12 protein-coding genes are annotated in these 18051 nt (G+C 47.2%); 7 read left to right on the top strand and 5 right to left on the bottom strand.

What is annotated here, in order from left to right; genetic code table 11:
- Positions 1-475 precede the first annotated feature (475 nt).
- Positions 476-862 (top strand): hypothetical protein, encoded by a 387-nt coding sequence (locus tag NG796_RS17845; protein WP_261208230.1) that lies wholly within the window; start codon positions 476-478, stop codon positions 860-862.
- Positions 863-968: 106 nt separating this feature from the next.
- Here the strand turns inward: NG796_RS17845 and NG796_RS17840 are convergent, their stop codons facing one another.
- Positions 969-2141 (bottom strand): pyridoxal phosphate-dependent aminotransferase, encoded by a 1173-nt coding sequence (locus NG796_RS17840; RefSeq protein ID WP_261208229.1) that lies wholly within the window; start codon positions 2139-2141, stop codon positions 969-971.
- A gap of 226 nt (positions 2142-2367) precedes the next feature.
- Positions 2368-2562 carry a hypothetical protein gene (locus NG796_RS17835; RefSeq protein ID WP_044197591.1) on the bottom strand — a complete coding sequence of 65 codons (195 nt, stop codon included), beginning with the start codon at positions 2560-2562 and terminating at the stop codon, positions 2368-2370.
- A 349-nt stretch (positions 2563-2911) separates the two neighbouring features.
- Between NG796_RS17835 and NG796_RS17830 the strand changes: the two genes are divergently transcribed.
- From NG796_RS17830 to NG796_RS17815, 4 genes are all read left to right on the top strand, one after another.
- Positions 2912-3247 (top strand): STAS domain-containing protein, encoded by a 336-nt coding sequence (locus NG796_RS17830; protein ID WP_261208227.1) that lies wholly within the window; start codon positions 2912-2914, stop codon positions 3245-3247.
- Positions 3248-3992: 745 nt separating this feature from the next.
- Positions 3993-6629: a TIGR03960 family B12-binding radical SAM protein gene (locus NG796_RS17825; protein ID WP_261208226.1), complete on the top strand. Its 2637-nt coding sequence runs from the start codon at positions 3993-3995 to the stop codon at positions 6627-6629.
- Between the two features lie 1003 nt (positions 6630-7632).
- Entirely contained in the window at positions 7633-9708 is a 2076-nt protein-coding gene (locus tag NG796_RS17820) for an Rne/Rng family ribonuclease (protein ID WP_261208225.1), read from the top strand.
- Between the two features lie 109 nt (positions 9709-9817).
- The gene (locus NG796_RS17815; RefSeq protein ID WP_261208224.1) at positions 9818-10474 is read left to right on the top strand and encodes a ribonuclease HII; all 657 of its coding nucleotides are present in this window, start codon (positions 9818-9820) and stop codon (positions 10472-10474) included.
- Between the two features lie 20 nt (positions 10475-10494).
- On the opposite strand, the gene NG796_RS17810 is transcribed toward NG796_RS17815, so the two are convergent.
- From NG796_RS17810 to NG796_RS17800, 3 genes are all read right to left on the bottom strand, one after another.
- Positions 10495-12750 carry an NACHT C-terminal helical domain 2-containing protein gene (locus NG796_RS17810; RefSeq protein WP_261208223.1) on the bottom strand — a complete coding sequence of 752 codons (2256 nt, stop codon included), beginning with the start codon at positions 12748-12750 and terminating at the stop codon, positions 10495-10497.
- Between the two features lie 448 nt (positions 12751-13198).
- Positions 13199-14227, bottom strand: a complete 1029-nt coding sequence (purM, locus tag NG796_RS17805) for a phosphoribosylformylglycinamidine cyclo-ligase (RefSeq protein WP_261208222.1) — start codon at positions 14225-14227, stop codon at positions 13199-13201.
- 3 nt (positions 14228-14230) lie between these two features.
- Entirely contained in the window at positions 14231-14368 is a 138-nt protein-coding gene (locus NG796_RS17800; protein ID WP_261208221.1) for a hypothetical protein, read from the bottom strand.
- A 370-nt stretch (positions 14369-14738) separates the two neighbouring features.
- On the opposite strand from NG796_RS17800, the gene NG796_RS17795 reads away from it, so the two are divergent.
- Both NG796_RS17795 and NG796_RS17790 read left to right on the top strand, forming a co-directional pair.
- Positions 14739-15779, top strand: coding sequence for a septal ring lytic transglycosylase RlpA family protein (locus NG796_RS17795; protein WP_261208220.1), 1041 nt, complete (start codon positions 14739-14741; stop codon positions 15777-15779).
- A 412-nt stretch (positions 15780-16191) separates the two neighbouring features.
- Positions 16192-17772, top strand: a complete 1581-nt coding sequence (locus NG796_RS17790; RefSeq protein ID WP_261208219.1) for a bifunctional pantoate--beta-alanine ligase/(d)CMP kinase — start codon at positions 16192-16194, stop codon at positions 17770-17772.
- Positions 17773-18051 lie beyond the last annotated feature (279 nt).

Raw genomic sequence — 18051 nt, 5'->3', positions numbered from 1 at the left:
ACTTTGCGATCGCACCATCCCCAGGTTGCCAACATTTTTCAGGCAACTAACCTACTTCTCCGGATGCACCATTGCCGGAGTGCAGATTGCGTTCCTCCGTCAGAATTTCTCAGATAGGGGTCTAGGGTGAGGGCATCCATAAAACTAGCCACTTTTGCTTAAAATAGTGAGAGGGGTTCGGTGATGAATCCCATCTATTTTTTTCAAGTGCGGGATCAGGAATACTGTGGTTTTGGCTACACCAAATAGTTGAGCGGTTTACCTGTTTAAAATGAGTCTCAGGTTTCTATTACCATAGTCCCCTCTTCTTAGATGCCCTCACCCCCTTCTGTTCACAAGGGTAACGCTTCGCGAATGATGCAAGAGGTCTATCCTCATAAAAGACAATGTTTTAGGTCTCGATCCGGTCGGGGATCTCAACTCAACCCAAACCTTTGTTGTCTGTTCCATTTTTAGGGTGCTGTAAAACTAATTCATGCAGTTTTCTTGTTCTTTTCAACCTTGCCAGATTGTCTGTCTCGAACATCACCAAACTTGCCTTTATGCAGAAGTTATTCAAATTTTGGCAACTCGTTCGATGTTATGGTTGAGGCCCCTAATGTTGGCCGTGGGTCCTGTTCTGACCCGTCCGCCCTTTCCCGACGAATCCCGAACACTGTATGATCTACGCCAGGGAGCGGATCTCGTCTGGCCTCAAAGTTTATTCCGCTTGGCCCTGGATACGGAAGTGATTCCCTTATTGACGGAACTCCAAAGTTTTCCTACCCCAGAACCAGGGTTCTCGCCGATCGCCCACGATCGCCTCCGAGGGTTTGTTCAACAGGTGTGGCAAGCCTACCCGGAAGCGTTTGAGGGCTGTTAGCGATCGCCCTTGGGATTTTAGAAGATGGCTACAGGGTTCAGAAACCGGGTTTCTGGACCCAATCCGGCGATCGCCTCCCAACTCCTGCAACCACTTTTTTGCTTTTTTATTGATACCGAATTCCCGCATCTTTCATGCGGTGAATCCCCTCAATTAATCTTTCTTCGGGTACGGTTAAAGCAATTCTAAAAAACCCTTCCCCTGCCGCCCCATATCCGTTTCCTGGAGGGACGATAATTCCACATTTTTCTAAGAGCAGGGTGACAAAATCAGCGGAAGAATAGCCCGGAGGAACAGGAGTCCAAACGTATAAAGTTGCTTTTGGCGGTGAAATCGGCCAGCCTAGAGATTGTAACCCTTGAATTAAGATATCTCGCCGATTTTGATAAACAGAAATCACCGATTGCAGTTCTTCTTCGGTGGTGGAAAACCCGGCGATCGCCGCCCGTTGAATCGCCTTGAATACTCCCGAATCAACATTTGATTTCACCTGCCGTAATCCCTGAATTCCTTTGGCATTCCCCACAGCAAAGCCAATCCGCCATCCAGTCATATTATAGGCTTTAGACAAACTGTGAAATTCTAGGCTGACATCTTTTGCCCCGGGTACTTCTAAGACGCTGGGCGGTTTATAGCCATCATAAGCCATTTCGGCATAAGCATGATCGTGACATAACAAGATGTCATGCTTACGGCAAAAAGCTACTAATTTTTCAAAAAATTCTAAAGAGGCGATCGCCCCAGTGGGATTGCTAGGATAATTAATCCATAATAATTTGCTCTGCCGTGCTACCTCTTCTGGTATCGCCTCTAAATCCGGTAAAAATTCCCGTTCTGGTGTCAGCGGCATCGTATAGGGTTCGCCACCCGCAAACAGGGTTGAGGACCGATAAACCGGGTAACCGGGATCGGGAATTAAGGTATAGTCTCCTGGTTCTACAAAGGCTAAAAAGGTATTATGAATCGCTTCTTTTGAGCCAATTGAAGAGACAATTTCTTGGTCGGGGTCTAATCCTTTCACCCCAAACCGTTTCTCCATCCACTGTACCGCTGCTTCCCGGAACTCCTGCGTTCCCTGGTACGGGGGATAGTTATGGGTTGCTGGATCCTCGATCGCCTCATGCATAGCCTTAAGAATATGTGCAGGCGTCGGTTTGTCCGGATCGCCGACCCCCATATTAATAATGTCAATCCCTTGGGCGATGAGTTCGTTGCGCTTGCGGTCAATCTCCGCAAATAGATAGGGAGGAATTTTTTCTAAACGTTTGGCAAACTGCATGACGACGTGACAACCCGATCCAGGTCAGCATAAAAAAACCTGAAGACAGTTTACCGCACTTTTTGATCCCCTAAAGTTTCTTTTTGACCGGGGGAAACAAGCCCCGTCCGACTGGGACCTGAGCAATCAGTTGACGGGTCCAATGCACCCCGATTCAGGGGTTGCAACCGATTGAAGGCTGTTTTTTAGTGGGGGGTTGGTTTTGAAGGCGATCGCGTTGAATGTTTTAGCGACTTGCCACTAATTGAATCCGACCTGCATCCATTTCCGCCATTAATAATTCCAAGGCTTCATAATCTACATCATCGATGTAACCAAGGCGGCTTAACTCAGAGTTGATACCATTTTCGATATCTGGAGTTAGCTGCTTGATATAGAGCGCTTTCTCTACCAGTTGACGAATCACTGCTGTACCTCGCATGGGGGCGATCGGGACAATTCGATACCTCTGTCATTGTCGGCTGAATCTTGATGGGTGCGAGTGATAAGATTCTGCCTTTATCAGTGATTTCGATCGCATAAGAATTTGACTGTCTGTGATATCTCAATCCCCCTCCCAATTTTTCTGGACTTGCGGAGATTACGGAGGCGATTGAGTATAATTTAATACGATTTTGAGCATCTTAATGAAAACTTTATAAAACCTAGAGTAAATAAAAAGATTCAACGAAACCGCCCCCCTTTAGGGAAGATTTTCCCGAACCTAGAGTAGATTATAAAAACAAGATGTCAAATTTACAAAAAAATAGCCTTCAGTCGAGGTTAAACAAATGCTTACTAATGTTGCTAGTCCCGAAATTAGCTTAATTCAGTTACAGGGTGAATTCAATGCCTCTAATGCGGCGGCACTTCAAAGTCAACTCACCTCTGTCGTCCAGTCTTCGATCCCTTCTACGGTTCTGGTGGATATGGAAAATGTGAATTTTCTGGATAGTGCAGGTCTGATGGCATTAGTTTCAGCCATGAGTCTGGCTCACCGGCTCAACCGCCGCTTTAGTTTATGTGGCGTTTCTCCCTCCATTCGGATTATTTTTGAAATCACTCAACTCGATCGCGTATTTGAGCTATTTGAAACGCGGGCGGAATTTGAAGCTGTTTTTATTTAGAACTATTTCTGAACTGTTAAACGTATATTTGGCTTTGATTGGATTTACTTAAGGATGTCTAAAAAGTCTAGGTCAACAGAGGCAAATTCCCGGCAAGCATAAAAGCAAGGGAGTCTGCCTCTTTTGCCTGGTTATGTTAGAGTCTATGCCTCCTCTTTATTTGGAATAGTTAGACTGCGTGCTTGGAAGCAATATTTTTGAACTGATTATTCGATTCATATTCATATTTTTAATTGTAATTTAAGAAGCAAAAGTTTTAAAAAGTAAAGTGCTTGAATTTTAAAAATTTAATATATCAAATCAAAATTTAGCTCAAGGTAAATCATTAATTTTTGGGACATAAATGGGGTAGATTAGACTTGTAAGCCTTATCTTAGAACTACAATAACGGCTAATCGTTATTCATCAAAGCTTTTTAATTGTACTTTGATTTTTAACGAGTATGTTTTATGGATTTTTAGATAATAGGAACATAGAACGGGGATTAGGGATGATTTTTTGAGAGGGAAGTCGAGATGTAAGGGGCGGTAAATGAATTGTCTCTATCTCTATAAAAGAGAGGGGATAGATGGGTCAGTCCTGGTAAAATCTCTTGAGGCTTGAGCTGGAGGTTTTGAGGGTTCAGCCTTCATGCTTTACTGCAAGCGTATAAAATAGAGAGGCTCGAATGGCGCATCCGTATGGACTGGATGTGACTGGGCCCTGATGAAGGGCATCGAGAACCCTTAGAAAGTAGAGAGTTGCCGTGTCAGTTGCAGTAGAGAAACTCCTCACCCCAGACATATTACAACCCGCTCGTTATCTGGGTAATGAGTTGGGGGCGGTGCATAAACCTTGGGAAAGTGCCGCTGTGCGTTGGGTGCTCACCTATCCAGAAGTTTATGAGGTAGGAGCCTCCAATTTAGGGCATCTGATTCTATACAATATTTTGAATGCCCAACCGCGACAGCTTTGCGATCGCTCGTATTTACCGGGTGCGGACCTGGTTTTGAAGCTGCGAAATACTCAGACTCCCTTATTTTCCGTGGAGTCGAAGCGATCGCTTCCAGAATTTGACATCCTGGGGTTCAGCCTCAGTTATGAACTTGGGGCTACCAATATCTTAGAAATGTTGGATCTAGGGTGCATTCCCCTAACCGCCCAAGATCGTTCTAGTCCAGGTCCCTGGAACGTGGAAACTGGAAGCTGGCCCCTCATATTCGCTGGGGGCCAAACTGCCACCTCTAATCCGGAACCCTACGCTGAGTTCTTTGACTTTATCGCCCTCGGTGATGGGGAGGAACTCCTGCCGGAAATTGGGTTAGTGCTGGAAGAAGGCAAAGCTGCGGGATTGACTCGGGAAGAGTTGCTGTTTGATTTAGCCCAAGTTCCGGGGGTGTACGTTCCCCAGTTCTACGATATGGCGGAGGATGGATCCGTGCATCCCAACCGTCCCGGAGTGCCGAAACGAGTCTTGCGCCGAGTTGCCACGCCGATTCCCGCCTATTCCATCGGGTTAGTCCCTTATGTGGAAACAGTGCACGATCGCCTGACAATGGAAATTCGCCGGGGATGTACTCGCGGTTGTCGGTTCTGTCAACCCGGAATGCTGACCCGTCCCGCCCGCGATGTGGATCCCGACCAAGTAATTGAGGCGATCGAAGCGGGAATGAGGGCCACCGGCTATAACGAATTTTCCCTCTTGTCCCTGAGTTGTTCCGACTATCTCGCCTTGCCTGCGGTGGGAATGGAAATCAAAAACCGACTCAAAGACCAAAATATTTCCCTGTCCCTGCCATCCCAACGGGTCGATCGCTTTGATGAAAATATTGCCAATATCCTTGGGGGTACTCGCACCAGTGGGCTGACTTTTGCGCCGGAAGCGGGAACGCAGCGGATGCGGGATATCATTAATAAAGGACTGACCAACGAAGAATTATGGCGCGGCATTAAAACCGCTTACGAACAGGGCTGGAATAAAGTCAAACTTTATTTTATGATCGGCTTACCTGGAGAAACCGATGCAGATGTTCTCGGAATTGCCGAAACCGTCCATTGGCTCCAACAGGAGTGTCGTACCCTAGGAGGGAAGCGGTTAGAGGTCACCTTGACGATTTCTAACTTTACGCCGAAACCCCATACTCCATTTCAATGGCATTCCGTCTCTACCGCTGAATTTTTGCGCAAGCAAGATTTGCTTCGTCAGGAATTTCGCCGGATGCGAGGGGTGAAAGCCAATTTTACGGATGTGCGGATCTCGGCGATGGAAGATTTTGTAGGCCGAGGCGATCGCCGGTTAGCGCCGGTAGTGCGTCGGGCTTGGGAACTGGGTGCGGGAATGGATTCTTGGTGGGAAAGTTTGGATCGGGCTTTTGGAGCCTGGACCCAGGCGATCGCTGAATCCGATTTAAGCTGGAAATACCGGCAGGTCGAAAGTGGCGAATGGAACGTCATGGACGGCCCTAGCACCGACTTGGACGCTCGTCTTGATGCTCCTCTGCCCTGGGATGTTTTAGATACCGGAATTGATAAAAACTGGTTGAAAGAAGATCTCAAGCGGGCCCTGGCAGCGGCAACGGTTCCCGACTGTTCTTTTGAGGGTTGCTCCCATTGCGGGGTTTGTGGTGTTGACTTTGGTCATAATATCGTGGTTGCACCCCTGCCAATTCCTGCATTTGCTGGTCACTTTTCGCCTAACATCGATCGCGTCCAAAGATTGCGGTTGTGGATGGGTAAAATGGGTGACATGGCATTAGTCAGCCATCTGGATTTACTCCGAGTATTTGATCGCGCCGTGCGCCGTGCGGATTTACCCATCTCCTTCACCGGGGGATATCATCCGGGACCTCGAATTTCACCGGCCAACGCTCTCACCCTGGGTTACACCTCGGAAAGCGAAATCGTAGATTTTGAACTGACTGAACTCATGGACCCCGAGGAATTCCGGGACAGGTTGACCGCTCAACTTCCGGCAGACTTGCCGATTTATCGGGTTGAGTCGGTGGAGGTGAAAGCACCTTCAGCCAGTCAACTCTTGGAGCAAGCTGAGTATATCCTGCGATTGGGTTTAACCCCATCGTCAGATCCGGAGGTCGCTTTGCAAGGGACAGACTGGCAGCAGTGGATCGCCCAAATCCTGGCTGCTGAGGAAATTGAATGGGAACATACGACCAAAAAAGGGAAAGTCAAATGGGTGAATCTGCGCGATCGCCTGTTTGAATTAGAACAAGTTGACCTGTCAGCCGATGCCTTAACTTGCACCCTCCGCGTTCTCGGGAGTTGCCGTCATGACGGCACCCTGTTACGTCCTACCCATATCCTCTATATGTTTGAACGGATGGCAAAACGCGAGTTTGAGTTGTTGCACGCTCACCGAAAACAGTTGATTTTGGCTGAAATCTGAAATTTATTTACCGCTATGCGAGATTCTGCTAAAATATAACCCGATGGCCCGACCCATCCCTACCTGAAGCTACATCAACTCAGTATTTGAGAACGTTTAGGGTTTCCTGCCTTGACCTTCCTCAAATTGAGTCAGCAAAGGGTAGAAAGTCGAGGGGCCTTTTGAAAGAGCCATCGTCATAGAGAGCATTCGATCAAGACAAACAGCCAAGGGACCTTTAAAACAGGTCAAGTTTTGAGAAAGCAACAGAGACAGAGCCGGTCGCTGTTCTCCTGTCGAACCCTTATGTTGTGATACTCCTTTCTGGCTAAGTGCGAAGCCGTTTAGGGTAAATTTGTCAAGATTAAGTTCCCACTTTCTGTTCTCTATACAGTCACTACAGTGTCAAAGGGGCAATAATCCGCTCGGTAGTTGTGGCTGGACAAACCGTAGAGAGGCAAAATTTAGCAGTTCTACGACCGTAGCCGCAAGATGCCAAGCACGAGATGCTGGCAATCATTCCCTGCCGCCAAAACTTTCAGAATTTAGATGTATTCTTTGCCAGTTCCATAATGAGGAATTGGATACCCACTCTTTCGCCAGAGGGAATCCAAAGTATTCTACGAATGTAGTCGGGATACCCTTTTCATCGTAGCTATTGATTCGATCTCTTCGGTCGCGGGCTTTTCGGCAGTAGCTCTAGCTTGGACCCAACGAGGGATATCAAAGATTAATTTTCCGCCCTAGTGGGTCGGTTCAGTATTAGATAAACAGGACAAAAAACTCGGTTTAAGGCCCAAAGCAATTCGCTTTCGCCGGCATAAATTTTGTCAAAAACCCTTGTTGTCTTCCCTCTACTGTCCCGACACCCTAGAACATCAAGTTTCGTTTTTTCTATAGCTACATAGGAAGCGGTCATCGGTCGTACTGGGCTTTTGATGCCACGAGCGAACCCAGAAAACGTAGAGACTCGACTAATGGTCTCGGTTGGTGATAGCTCATAGCCAAGTTTTGAGGAAATTGAATGCCGAAGCAAATTATTATCGCAGAGCAGTATAGAATTGCTGCTGTTTTTTCTGAAGATCAAATTCAGGAACTCGTTGTTGCCACCGGAACGCACCAAGTCAGTGATATCTATCTCGGAGTGGTGGAGAATGTCCTCCCTGGGATAGATGCAGCCTTTGTTAACATCGGCGATCCGGACCGCAATGGATTTATTCACGTTACTGATCTTGGACCGTTACGCCTAAAACGCTCTTCCGGAGCGATTACGGAACTGTTGTCTCCCCAACAAAAAGTTCTGGTCCAGGTGATGAAGGAACCGACGGGAAATAAGGGACCCCGCTTAACGGGGAATATCACCCTCCCCGGTCGCTATTTGGTCTTGATGCCGTTCGGTCGGGGGGTGAATCTCTCTCGCCGAATCCGCACGGAAGCGGAACGAAATCGACTCCGAGCCTTAGCTATTTTAATCAAGCCTGCCGGGATGGGACTGTTAGTCCGCACGGAAGCGGAAGGGGTCGGCGAAGAGGCGATTTTAGAAGATTTAGAGTTTCTCCAAAAACAGTGGGAGGATGTGCAACGAGAAGCGGCGACAATCCGTCCTCCGGCACTGTTGAATCGAGATGATGATTTTATTCAGCGTGTGCTTCGGGATATGTACAGCGCTGATGTGAATCGGATTGTGGTGGATGCTACCACCGGGGTGAAGCGTGTTAAGCAACAGTTGATGACTTGGAATGGGGGGAAAACACCTCCGGGGTTGTTGATTGATGAACACCGCGAACGCACTCCGATTTTGGAATATTTCCGGGTCAATGCGGCGATTCGCGAAGCGATGAAACCGAGGGTGGATTTACCGTCCGGGGGTTACATTATTATTGAGCCGACGGAAGCGCTGACGGTGATTGATGTGAACTCGGGTTCGTTTACGCGATCGGCGACTTCCCGGGAAACGGTGTTATGGACCAACTGTGAAGCGGCGACGGAAATCGCTCGTCAATTGCGGTTACGGAATATCGCTGGGGTGATTATTGTCGATTTTATTGATATGGACTCCCGTCGGGACCAATTGCAGGTTCTGGAGCATTTCAATAAAGCCCTGAAAGCGGATAAAAATAGACCGCAAATTGCTCAACTCTCGGAGTTGGGGTTGGTTGAACTGACCCGCAAGCGTCAAGGTCAGAATGTGTATGAGTTGTTTAGTCGCTCTTGTCCGACTTGTGGCGGGTCAGGACATCATGTGCATCTGCCAGGAGAAGGGGATAGTCCAATTGAACCGATCGCACCGATTCTCCCGGATGTGAGCGATCGCCTGATAGTCCCTTCGCCGGTTAAGGAAACTCGCATCCCGGAACCCACGGTTCGAGATATCCCGGATTATGAGCCAACGACGGAAGTCTCGGAGTTGGATCTGCTCAATCATCCTAGCTATCAAGAATTAGGTCCAGGAGGCCCTCGCCGTCGCCGTCGTCGTCGCTTAGATGCGGGTGAAGGGGAAGGAACGGAGGAAACCACGGTAAAAACTGCGTCGGTTCGCAGTATTTCGCCGATTTTACCGGCGAGTCGGGAACCGAAACCCGAATGGACAGAACCGGAACCGTTTGTGGCTGCTCCCGCTTATGCGCTGACGAATGAGCGAGATGTGCGATCGCCTAAAGAGGATCGTCCTGAGCGATCGGAACGGGGTCGCCGTTTCCGCGATTATGAGAAGGTGAATGAACCGGCAGAGGTGATTCAGGTCGAAATGACGCCGGAAGAGCAAGATGTCTATGCGCTGATGGGGATTTCGCCGTTAATCCTCCGGGAAGAAGAGGTAAAACCTTCCAAATCAGCCGTTATCTCGGTGACGGAACCGGGAGAGTCGGTTTCTTCGTTCTCGGAACCCAGTTTTAACGAGGAAGAACCCATTGTAGAGGCGGAGGTAGAGGCAGAATCTCCCGAGGAGGAATCTCCCGAGGAGAATTTTGCTCCGGTTCATCAGGCAGATGCTGATGATGATGAGGACATCTCCGCATCCTATGAGGAAGACAATGAGGATAATTCGGCTGGGTCCCCCCCTCGTCGTCGCCGTCGTCGTTCTTCTGCCGCAGAAGGTTAGTTCGTTTTGATTTAAGATTGTCCTTGGGGAGTTATTTTGCTGCTCCAAGGACAATCTTTTTGTCTAAATTTTGTTTGAACCGGAATAATTATTTACCCCCACCAAAATCGTGTCTTTAAATGTGCCGCAACAACTCACGCTCTGGGATGTTTCAAATAATAGCAAAAATCCTAAGAAAACGCCCCCAAATGACCGAATTGCCGGGGTGGATGAAGTGGGACGGGGTTGTTTGTTTGGTCCGGTGGTTGCAGGGGCGGTTATTTTGTCCGATGAGGCGGCTATACTGTTGAAGGCAGCGGGAGTAACGGATAGTAAGAAGCTGTCCCATAACCAACGCTATCGGTTAGCAAAACTGATTCGGGAGGAGGCGATCGCCTGTGCAATTGGCATGGCATCGGTCCAAGAAATCGATCGCCTGAATATTCTACAAGCCTCTTTATTAGCGATGAAACGGTCCGTTAATAAACTGCAAGTTAAACCGGAGTTTTGTTTAATTGACGGCAATCAGCGCATTCCCAATTTAGGAATTCCCCAACAAACGATGATTAAAGGAGATAGCAACTCGTTAGTGATTGCTGCTGCCAGTATTCTGGCAAAAGTCTGGCGCGATGATTTAATTGTGCGCTTGGCGAAGAAATATCCGGAGTATGATTTGACCAGTAATAAAGGATATGGTACGGCGAAACATACTCAGGCTTTGCAACAGTATGGGGTATCGCGGCAACATAGGCGATCGTTTGCACCTTGTCGGATAGGGGGAGTTTGAAGGGTTCGGTTTTATCGGGATTAGCGTTTTTCTATTTTGCGTTTTTCTATTTCTGCGATCGGTAACAGCAAAGTCTCCTCAATCTCCTCCCGCACCTCCCGGGAAACACGGCAATCACTATTGAGGCAGTCTAAGAGCAACTCATTGGCAGAAGAATACTCATGCAGTAATACTTCGTCTGTAGGGGAATCGATATGTTCCTGTACATTTATAAATTCAAGAATTTCCAGCATACTATTATTTATTTCCATTTCTTTTGACCAAGATTGCCATACATCTAAAACCTTTCCTGTCCATACAGCAGAACCATCGAAATTATTTAAGGCTATTTCAATGGTACTCAAATCCATTAGTTTATCAAAAAAATTTAAAACTGTATTTTCCTTGATAATTGGCGAAAATCCTAATAAGATAAAAATGTATCGGAAACGGATAATTAAAAAAATATTATTTCTAGTATTGATATAGGTTTCAACTGGCTCCAAAAAACTGTCAAAACCCACAGAAAAGTATGGAATAACTTTCAATTTATCCCCCACATTACATTGATAGCCTAAAATAGGGTGATTATTTACCAAATTTAGAATCTGTTCTATGCTCTCGTTGCCGCAAATCAGATGTTCAGCCTCCTGTTTCATTAAAAGCAACAGCTTATCTGCAGGACACGACATACCTGCTGCTAAGATAAAAACTTCACGCCAGCGTCTATCAGTAAGATGAGTAACTAACTTTCGTAATGCTTCTTCTGAAGATTGTTGACTAATAATTTCTCGGGCAGTAAAATATTCATGAAAGGTGAGATGAGAGAATGAATAAATCTCTTTAGCCCGTTCGATTAGCAACCCGTGTTGCGCTTCAATTGAGCCCAATACTGCCTCACTGTCCAGTTGTCGGACTTCCTCATCTGTATTGGCATCCGGTAAATTGCGAATGTAGTCTGTGATGTAGTGTTCTGCTTCTTCTTGCTTAAAGAAATAGTCTCCAGATTCAAAGGTGGTTAAAGCAATTTTGCTGAATAAATCTTTCTTACGCGGCTTTGATAACTTTTTATAAACTGGATCTCGACCAATTCCTGGTTTATCAACCCATTTTCCCAGTAGCACATCCAGACATTGTTTATAAAGTTCAGAACGATTAGCTGGAAAATATCCGGTTTGGTCAAAGGTCAAACACAGCAGTGTTAGCAGCAGGGGACTTGTGGCAAGTTCTTGGATTTTTGGGTAATTTTCAAGATGGTTTATAAAGGTTTCAGGTTTAACCTCTTTATTCTTAAACCACTTGTTTGCAAAATTAGAAATTTGGGTCGGTTCAAAATCGGCCATTTCAACTTCAGTAAATTTTTCAAATGTATATTCCTGTGCGGCAATTCTACAGGTCATTACAAAATGATTTTTCCAAAAAGTGTTTGAACAATCCCGAATTTTTTTTACAATTATATCACTATCTTTTTCTCGAACTTCATCCAAACCATCAAGCAAGACTAAAGCCTTGCCCTGTTGTAAAATCTCTTGTAAAGACAAAACTTTGTTAAAATTAGCGATATATTCTAGCAAACTGAGTTGGTTTGCCTCTTCGGCAAAGTCTTTAAGGGTGATAAAAATTGGGAGGCGATCGCCGAGAAATTTACCCTCAATGCACTGAATCCCCAGATATTTCAAAAAGGTGGTTTTCCCGGCCCCGGGCTTACCCAAAATTGTCAGCTTAGAATAGTCCGCAACTGCTTTTAATCCAGTTATTGGGGGTTCTTCTGTTCTTTTGCCCAGTCCAAACCGTTCCCAGTCATAGGCGTTACACTCTTGCAATAACTCAGCGATTCGTTTGCCTCTGCGCCCGGTAATATTTTCCAGGATATGGACATGGGTATAGATGTCATCTACCTCGATCGGGTGGGTCATATCCAGGACTTTCATGGTGCCGCAGTGGTATTTGATGTCGGCGCGGACCATTTCCCGTGCCTGTTGCACGAGGAACTCGATATCGATGGGAGGGTTAGAGGGATCGGGAATTGTAGAAGCACGAGATTGCTGATGCTTCTCAATCAGAAAAGAACGTAAGTCGTCTTCTTTCCCTGGTCCGTCATAGTTAAACCCGAACTTGCGATAGACTTCTGTCATTCGAGTTCGGAAAGCACCATAAGAGATATGGAGAGTCTTTGCAATTTCCTGCGGTTTCTTGTTATTGCTACTAAAGAGTGCTAGAAACGCCTCCTGGTGTTTACCCTTCACGCCATAATCGCCTGCCACTTTAATCAGAAAGTCACGCGGTAGAGGTTGCATGGACAAATTTATCAATCACTTTAAACCCAGTCTAGCAAAGACTTTCGTGGAAAGTCTACTTTGATGTCAGGCAATGTCAGGGTATGTCAGCCTAAGTTTGAGAGATAACTCTCAAGTTGAGTTGCGACAGTGGAGATGTCCAATAAATTAGGAAATCACCATGCACATCAACTTAGTGAACTTGGCCCTATCTGTCGTTGTCCAGAAGTCTGCCGAGATAGTCTTGGAGTTACTGCTTAAGAAGTTTTGGGAGTGGCTGCTTAGAGATGAGAATCTAAAGCGGCTGTTCACTGCTATCAAACTCAAGATTCTGGTGCTTTATCTCGACTGGCTTCTGCACAAGTTGGAACCTGGAGAATGGGAGGAGTAAAATAGGCTACTCCATAGATAAAACCCGCGTAGAGATTTCGATGAACTCAGATGCGCGGGTTTTATCTCGCCTTTAAGTCTATGCTTCTGGAATTCCTATCAATTCGCCATTTCCTGCAATGACTTCACCGATTTGATAGGCAGAAATTGCCTGAGATTCAAACCATTCAATGGTTTTTTCGGCTTGATTGGCTGGCACAACCACTACATAACCGATGCCCATGTTAAAGGTATTAAACATTTCGGGCAAGGTGACATTCCCGACTTCCGCTAACCAGGTGAAAATGGGCAGAATCGGCCAACTGTTGGGGTCAATTTGGATGGATAATCCTTCCGGTAAACAACGGGGGAGATTTTCTGGTAATCCACCTCCGGTAATATGCGCCATGCCGTGAATTTCTATTCCGGCTTTTCGGGCTTCTAAGACGGGTTTGACGTAGAGTTGGGTGGGGGTGAGCAAGACTTCGCCAACGGATGCGGGGAGGGTTTCCGGTTTGTCCTGCCAATCGATGTTGCAGTCGCTCACAATTTTTCTAACTAGGCTAAATCCATTACTATGCACTCCGGAACTGGCAAGCCCGATCGCCACATCTCCCACTTGGATTTGCTGACCCGTAAGGAGTTCGCTTTTTTCCACCACTCCCACACAAAACCCCGCTAAATCATATTCTCCCGGTTGATAAAATCCGGGCATTTCTGCGGTTTCTCCCCCTAACAGCGCACAACCGGATTGTTTACATCCATCGGTAATTCCTTGGACTACATTCGCCAGTTGTTCTTGATTCAGTTTTCCCGTGGCTAAATAATCTAAAAAGAACAAAGGTTCGGCACCGGATGTTAGAACATCATTCACACACATTGCTACTAAGTCAATGCCAACCGTATCGTGGCGATCGAGCAACATGGCGAGTTTGAGTTTCGTTCCCACCCCATCGGTCCCAGAGACGAGGATGGGTTGCCGATATCCGGTGGGTAACTCGAAATAACCGCTAAATCCACCAATCCCACCGAGGACTTCCGGTCGATGGGTCCCTGTAACCATATTCCGAATTTTCTGGACAAAGGCTCGACCCGCCTCAACATCCACGCCTGCTTCTCGATAATCCATGTATCAACCCATCTGAACGGCTATTTCCACCTTGGCTATTTTACAGGGGAGGTAGGACCAATGGATCGCGCGAGGCAGGATGTTTTCGGGATTTTTGGGCGCGATCGCCCCTTCCTTCTCCTCAAAACTCCAACTGTTCATCAATTACAGTTTGCAACTCTACACTTGGCAATTGAACACAGCGCAAATTTCGCTTCTTGAATGTAAAGTTTTGATAAAGTATTCTTTCTAGCAGATAAATACAAAATCCTTATTTTATATAGGGTTTAGTCGGATATACCCTATGGGTGAATTGTAAAGTTTTGATAAAGTTACCCGGTTTTAATCGCCCATACCGATCCCCAATCTCAAACCTTTGTGATAGTCTGTTGCAGTTCAACACACCAAACTGAAAACGTATCGACTATGAGAAAGGTTGAGCAACCCCCAAGGAAGGGGCTGCATCAGGTCTATCTCAGGACCTAACCCCACTCATGGATTGTTCTTTAAACAGTTCCTCACAGCAAAATATATGAAGCAAAGATTTTGGTGGACAACGGTTGTGCTGCTGATGACCGCCTGCGGGACAACCTCAACCAGTCATGCTGAACCTAATAGACCCGTCAATGTGAACTCGGATCCAGACCGAATCCAGGTCAGTCCTTGGTCCGAAGTCATCACCAAGATTCAACCCCATGAAATCACGGGGAAACCGGCAGCGACTCTCTATGTCAGAAATATTCCCGTCTTGACCTTTATCGAGTCTGCGGACATGACTGGGGATTCCAATTCAGAGACTGAGATGGGGTCGGCAGGATCGGGACTGAAGGCGAAGGGTTTGAAGGGGTTAAGCAATTTGGAATCCAAAGCGATCGCCCAGAATCCGATGCAGTCTGAGAATAGTCTGGATCCCGTAGCGAGAGCAGAGGCGATCGCCGCCACCTTGAATCAGTTACGAAAAAGTAACGCCACACCGGAAATTACCCTTGAATGGAATGGGGAATTGGACGAGGAAGGATACCCCATCCGTGATGAATATCTGATTAAAGTGAATGGCATGGACCTGGTGGCGATCGACGAGCAAACCCGCCTACCAGACACCACCAACGACCTAGCACAAGACGCGATTCAGGCCACCAACCGACTCCGCCGCCTGATTGCCAGCGCACCTGCGATCGCCGAAATTGCCAATCGCCCCCAACCCAGACCCGAACCGGAACCGCCCACGCTACAAGCTGCCACCCCGGAATATCTTCAATACCAAATCAACGGGATGGCATCTTGGTATGGCCCTGGCTTTCATGGTCGAATGAGTGCCAGTGGAGAAATCTTTGACGAAAATGCGTTAACTGCGGCCCATTTGTATTTGCCCTTTGGGACCCAAGTCCGGGTAACCAACCTAGATAATGGGAACTCTGTCGTCGTTAGAATCAACGATCGCGGACCTTATACCGGGGGACGCATCATTGATGTTTCAGCCGCCGCCGCTGAGAATCTGGGCATGATCAGTAGTGGCGTTGCCGAGGTGCGTTTGGAGATTTTAGGGTCCACCACCACCTCATCTGCTGAGTGATCGGGAGTTGGGTACCCCTTACAACAGTAGAATTTTTACGTTCAGGGGGATTTGCCTAACATTTAAGATTACTTCCGGTTCCCTCCCCTTGGCAAGGGGAGGGTTAGGGTGGGGTCCTATTGAGGTGCTTAAGCACCTCAAGAGGAATGGCTGGGTGGAGGGTGTCGGCGGTGACATGGCTTTGCCACCTCACGAAGAAAGAGCTTGGACGAGACTCTATACAGGCGCTTAAACCTTTAAGAGTGGTTTATGTGGCGGTAAGCGGAGCTATCCCGTAGGGAATCGCCACCCGTCGGACCCCACCCTAACCCTCCCCTTAGCAAGGGGAGGGGACCGGAGTTTTTTTGCGGAAAATTCCTCGTCCTGACTTCCGCCTGTATCCTTTCCTGGGATAAACTACTTTGCAAAGAGTATGTTTGGTCAGGATTTGGGGGTTGTGGTGCGCCTGTTTACAACGGTTGTTGCGTTGCGCTGTTACTTAGACCTACAGTCTAAGGGTCAGATTGTGGGTTTGGTTCCGACGATGGGAGCCTTGCACGGGGGGCATCTGAGTTTAATTGAACGGGCTAGAGCAGGCAATGATAGTGTTGTCGTTAGTATTTTTGTCAATCCGCTGCAATTTGGGCCGAATGAGGATTTGCTGCGATATCCTCGGACTTTAGAGCGCGATCGCCTCCTGTGTGAACAAGCGGGAGTAGATATCATCTTTGCGCCAATGCCGGAAGAGATGGGAATTGGGGAAGAAACAGAGACTGGTTTAACTCAGGTTGTGCCTCCCGAGTCCATGATGTCCGGGTTATGTGGCCGATCGCGTCCCGGTCACTTTCAGGGAGTCGCGACCATTGTTACCAAACTTTTCAATGTGGTACAACCGGACCGCGCTTATTTTGGCCGAAAAGATGCCCAGCAACTGGCGATTTTACAGCGGATGGTTCGGGATTTGAACCTGCCGGTGGAAATTGTCCCCTGTGAGATTGTTCGAGAGTCTTCGGGATTGGCAATGAGTTCTAGAAATCAGTACCTTAGCGATTCGGAAAAAGTGCGTGCAGCGGTGTTGTATCGTGGCTTACAAAAAGCTGAGAAAATTTTTCTCAGGGGGGAGGTGACTCGTCAGGATATAATTGCTGCGGTTCAAGCCGAAGTGGGCCTCGAACCGGACCTTAACCTAGAGTATTGTGAATTGGTAGAACCGACAAGTCTTAGACCGATTGAACAGATAGAATCTGCGGGATTAGTGGCGATCGCCGCAAAAATTGGCAACACCCGATTAATTGATAATATTATCCTGAAAGACCGTCAACCGATTGTAGCCATAGACGGTCCGGCTGGTGCAGGGAAATCTACTGTAGCCCGTCGGGTGGCGAAACAACTGGGATTGATGTATTTAGATACAGGGGCGATGTATCGGGCGATTACTTGGTTGGTTCAGGAAAAAGGGATCGCTTTTGACGATGAACCGGCGATCGCTGAAGTCGTCAGTCAGGCCAAAATTGAATTTATCGAGACCAGTCAGGACCCGGCAATTCCGACCCAAGTTTGGGTAGATGGATCGAACGTGACTGAGGCGATTAGAACGCAAGCAGTTACCGCTAATGTTTCCCAGGTGTCTAGCTTCAAAAGCGTGCGACTTCATTTAGTCAAACAGCAGCAGCACTTTGGAGAACGCGGTGGAGTGGTTGCAGAAGGGCGAGATATTGGCACTCATGTCTTCCCGGATGCGGAGTTAAAAATCTTTTTAACTGCTTCTGTGGGAGAACGGGCCCGGCGACGTCAACAAGACCTGACAAATGTCGGGGAAGAAGGGATTACCCTAGAACAGCTTGAAGGCCAAATTGCCTTGCGCGATCGCCTCGATAGCACTCGCCAAATTTCTCCCTTGACAAAAGCAGAGAATGCAATTGAAATTGAGACAGACCATCGGACTATCGATGAAGTTATCGATGAAATCGTCAGCCATTATGTAACAATCGTTCGCCCTAAATTTGAAGAATAAGAACAAGGAATTGGCAGAATCATGGACTAACCGTCAAGAACTAGAAAACCTGACTCGTTCCTAAACAGTGGTGAAGGTTTAGGAGGGGTTTAGAACCCTGATTCTTTTTAGAAATAAAGGGTTGAATGGGAAATGTTTGTGAGGGCTCAGCCTACCGAATACTGATTGACCCGGGGCTACTATCGGTAGCTGGGTCAATCTCCTGTAAGGAATTAAATCGGGTGGGTTAATTGAGCCTTATCTATATCAAAATCAGGAGTTAAAAACCCTGAAGATTAT

It is taken from the genome of Laspinema sp. D2d, assembly GCF_025370755.1.
Lineage (GTDB): Bacteria > Cyanobacteriota > Cyanobacteriia > Cyanobacteriales > Laspinemataceae > Laspinema.
The sequence above is the reverse complement of the archived record's forward strand: the minus strand, read 5'-3'. Positions and strand labels throughout refer to the sequence as shown.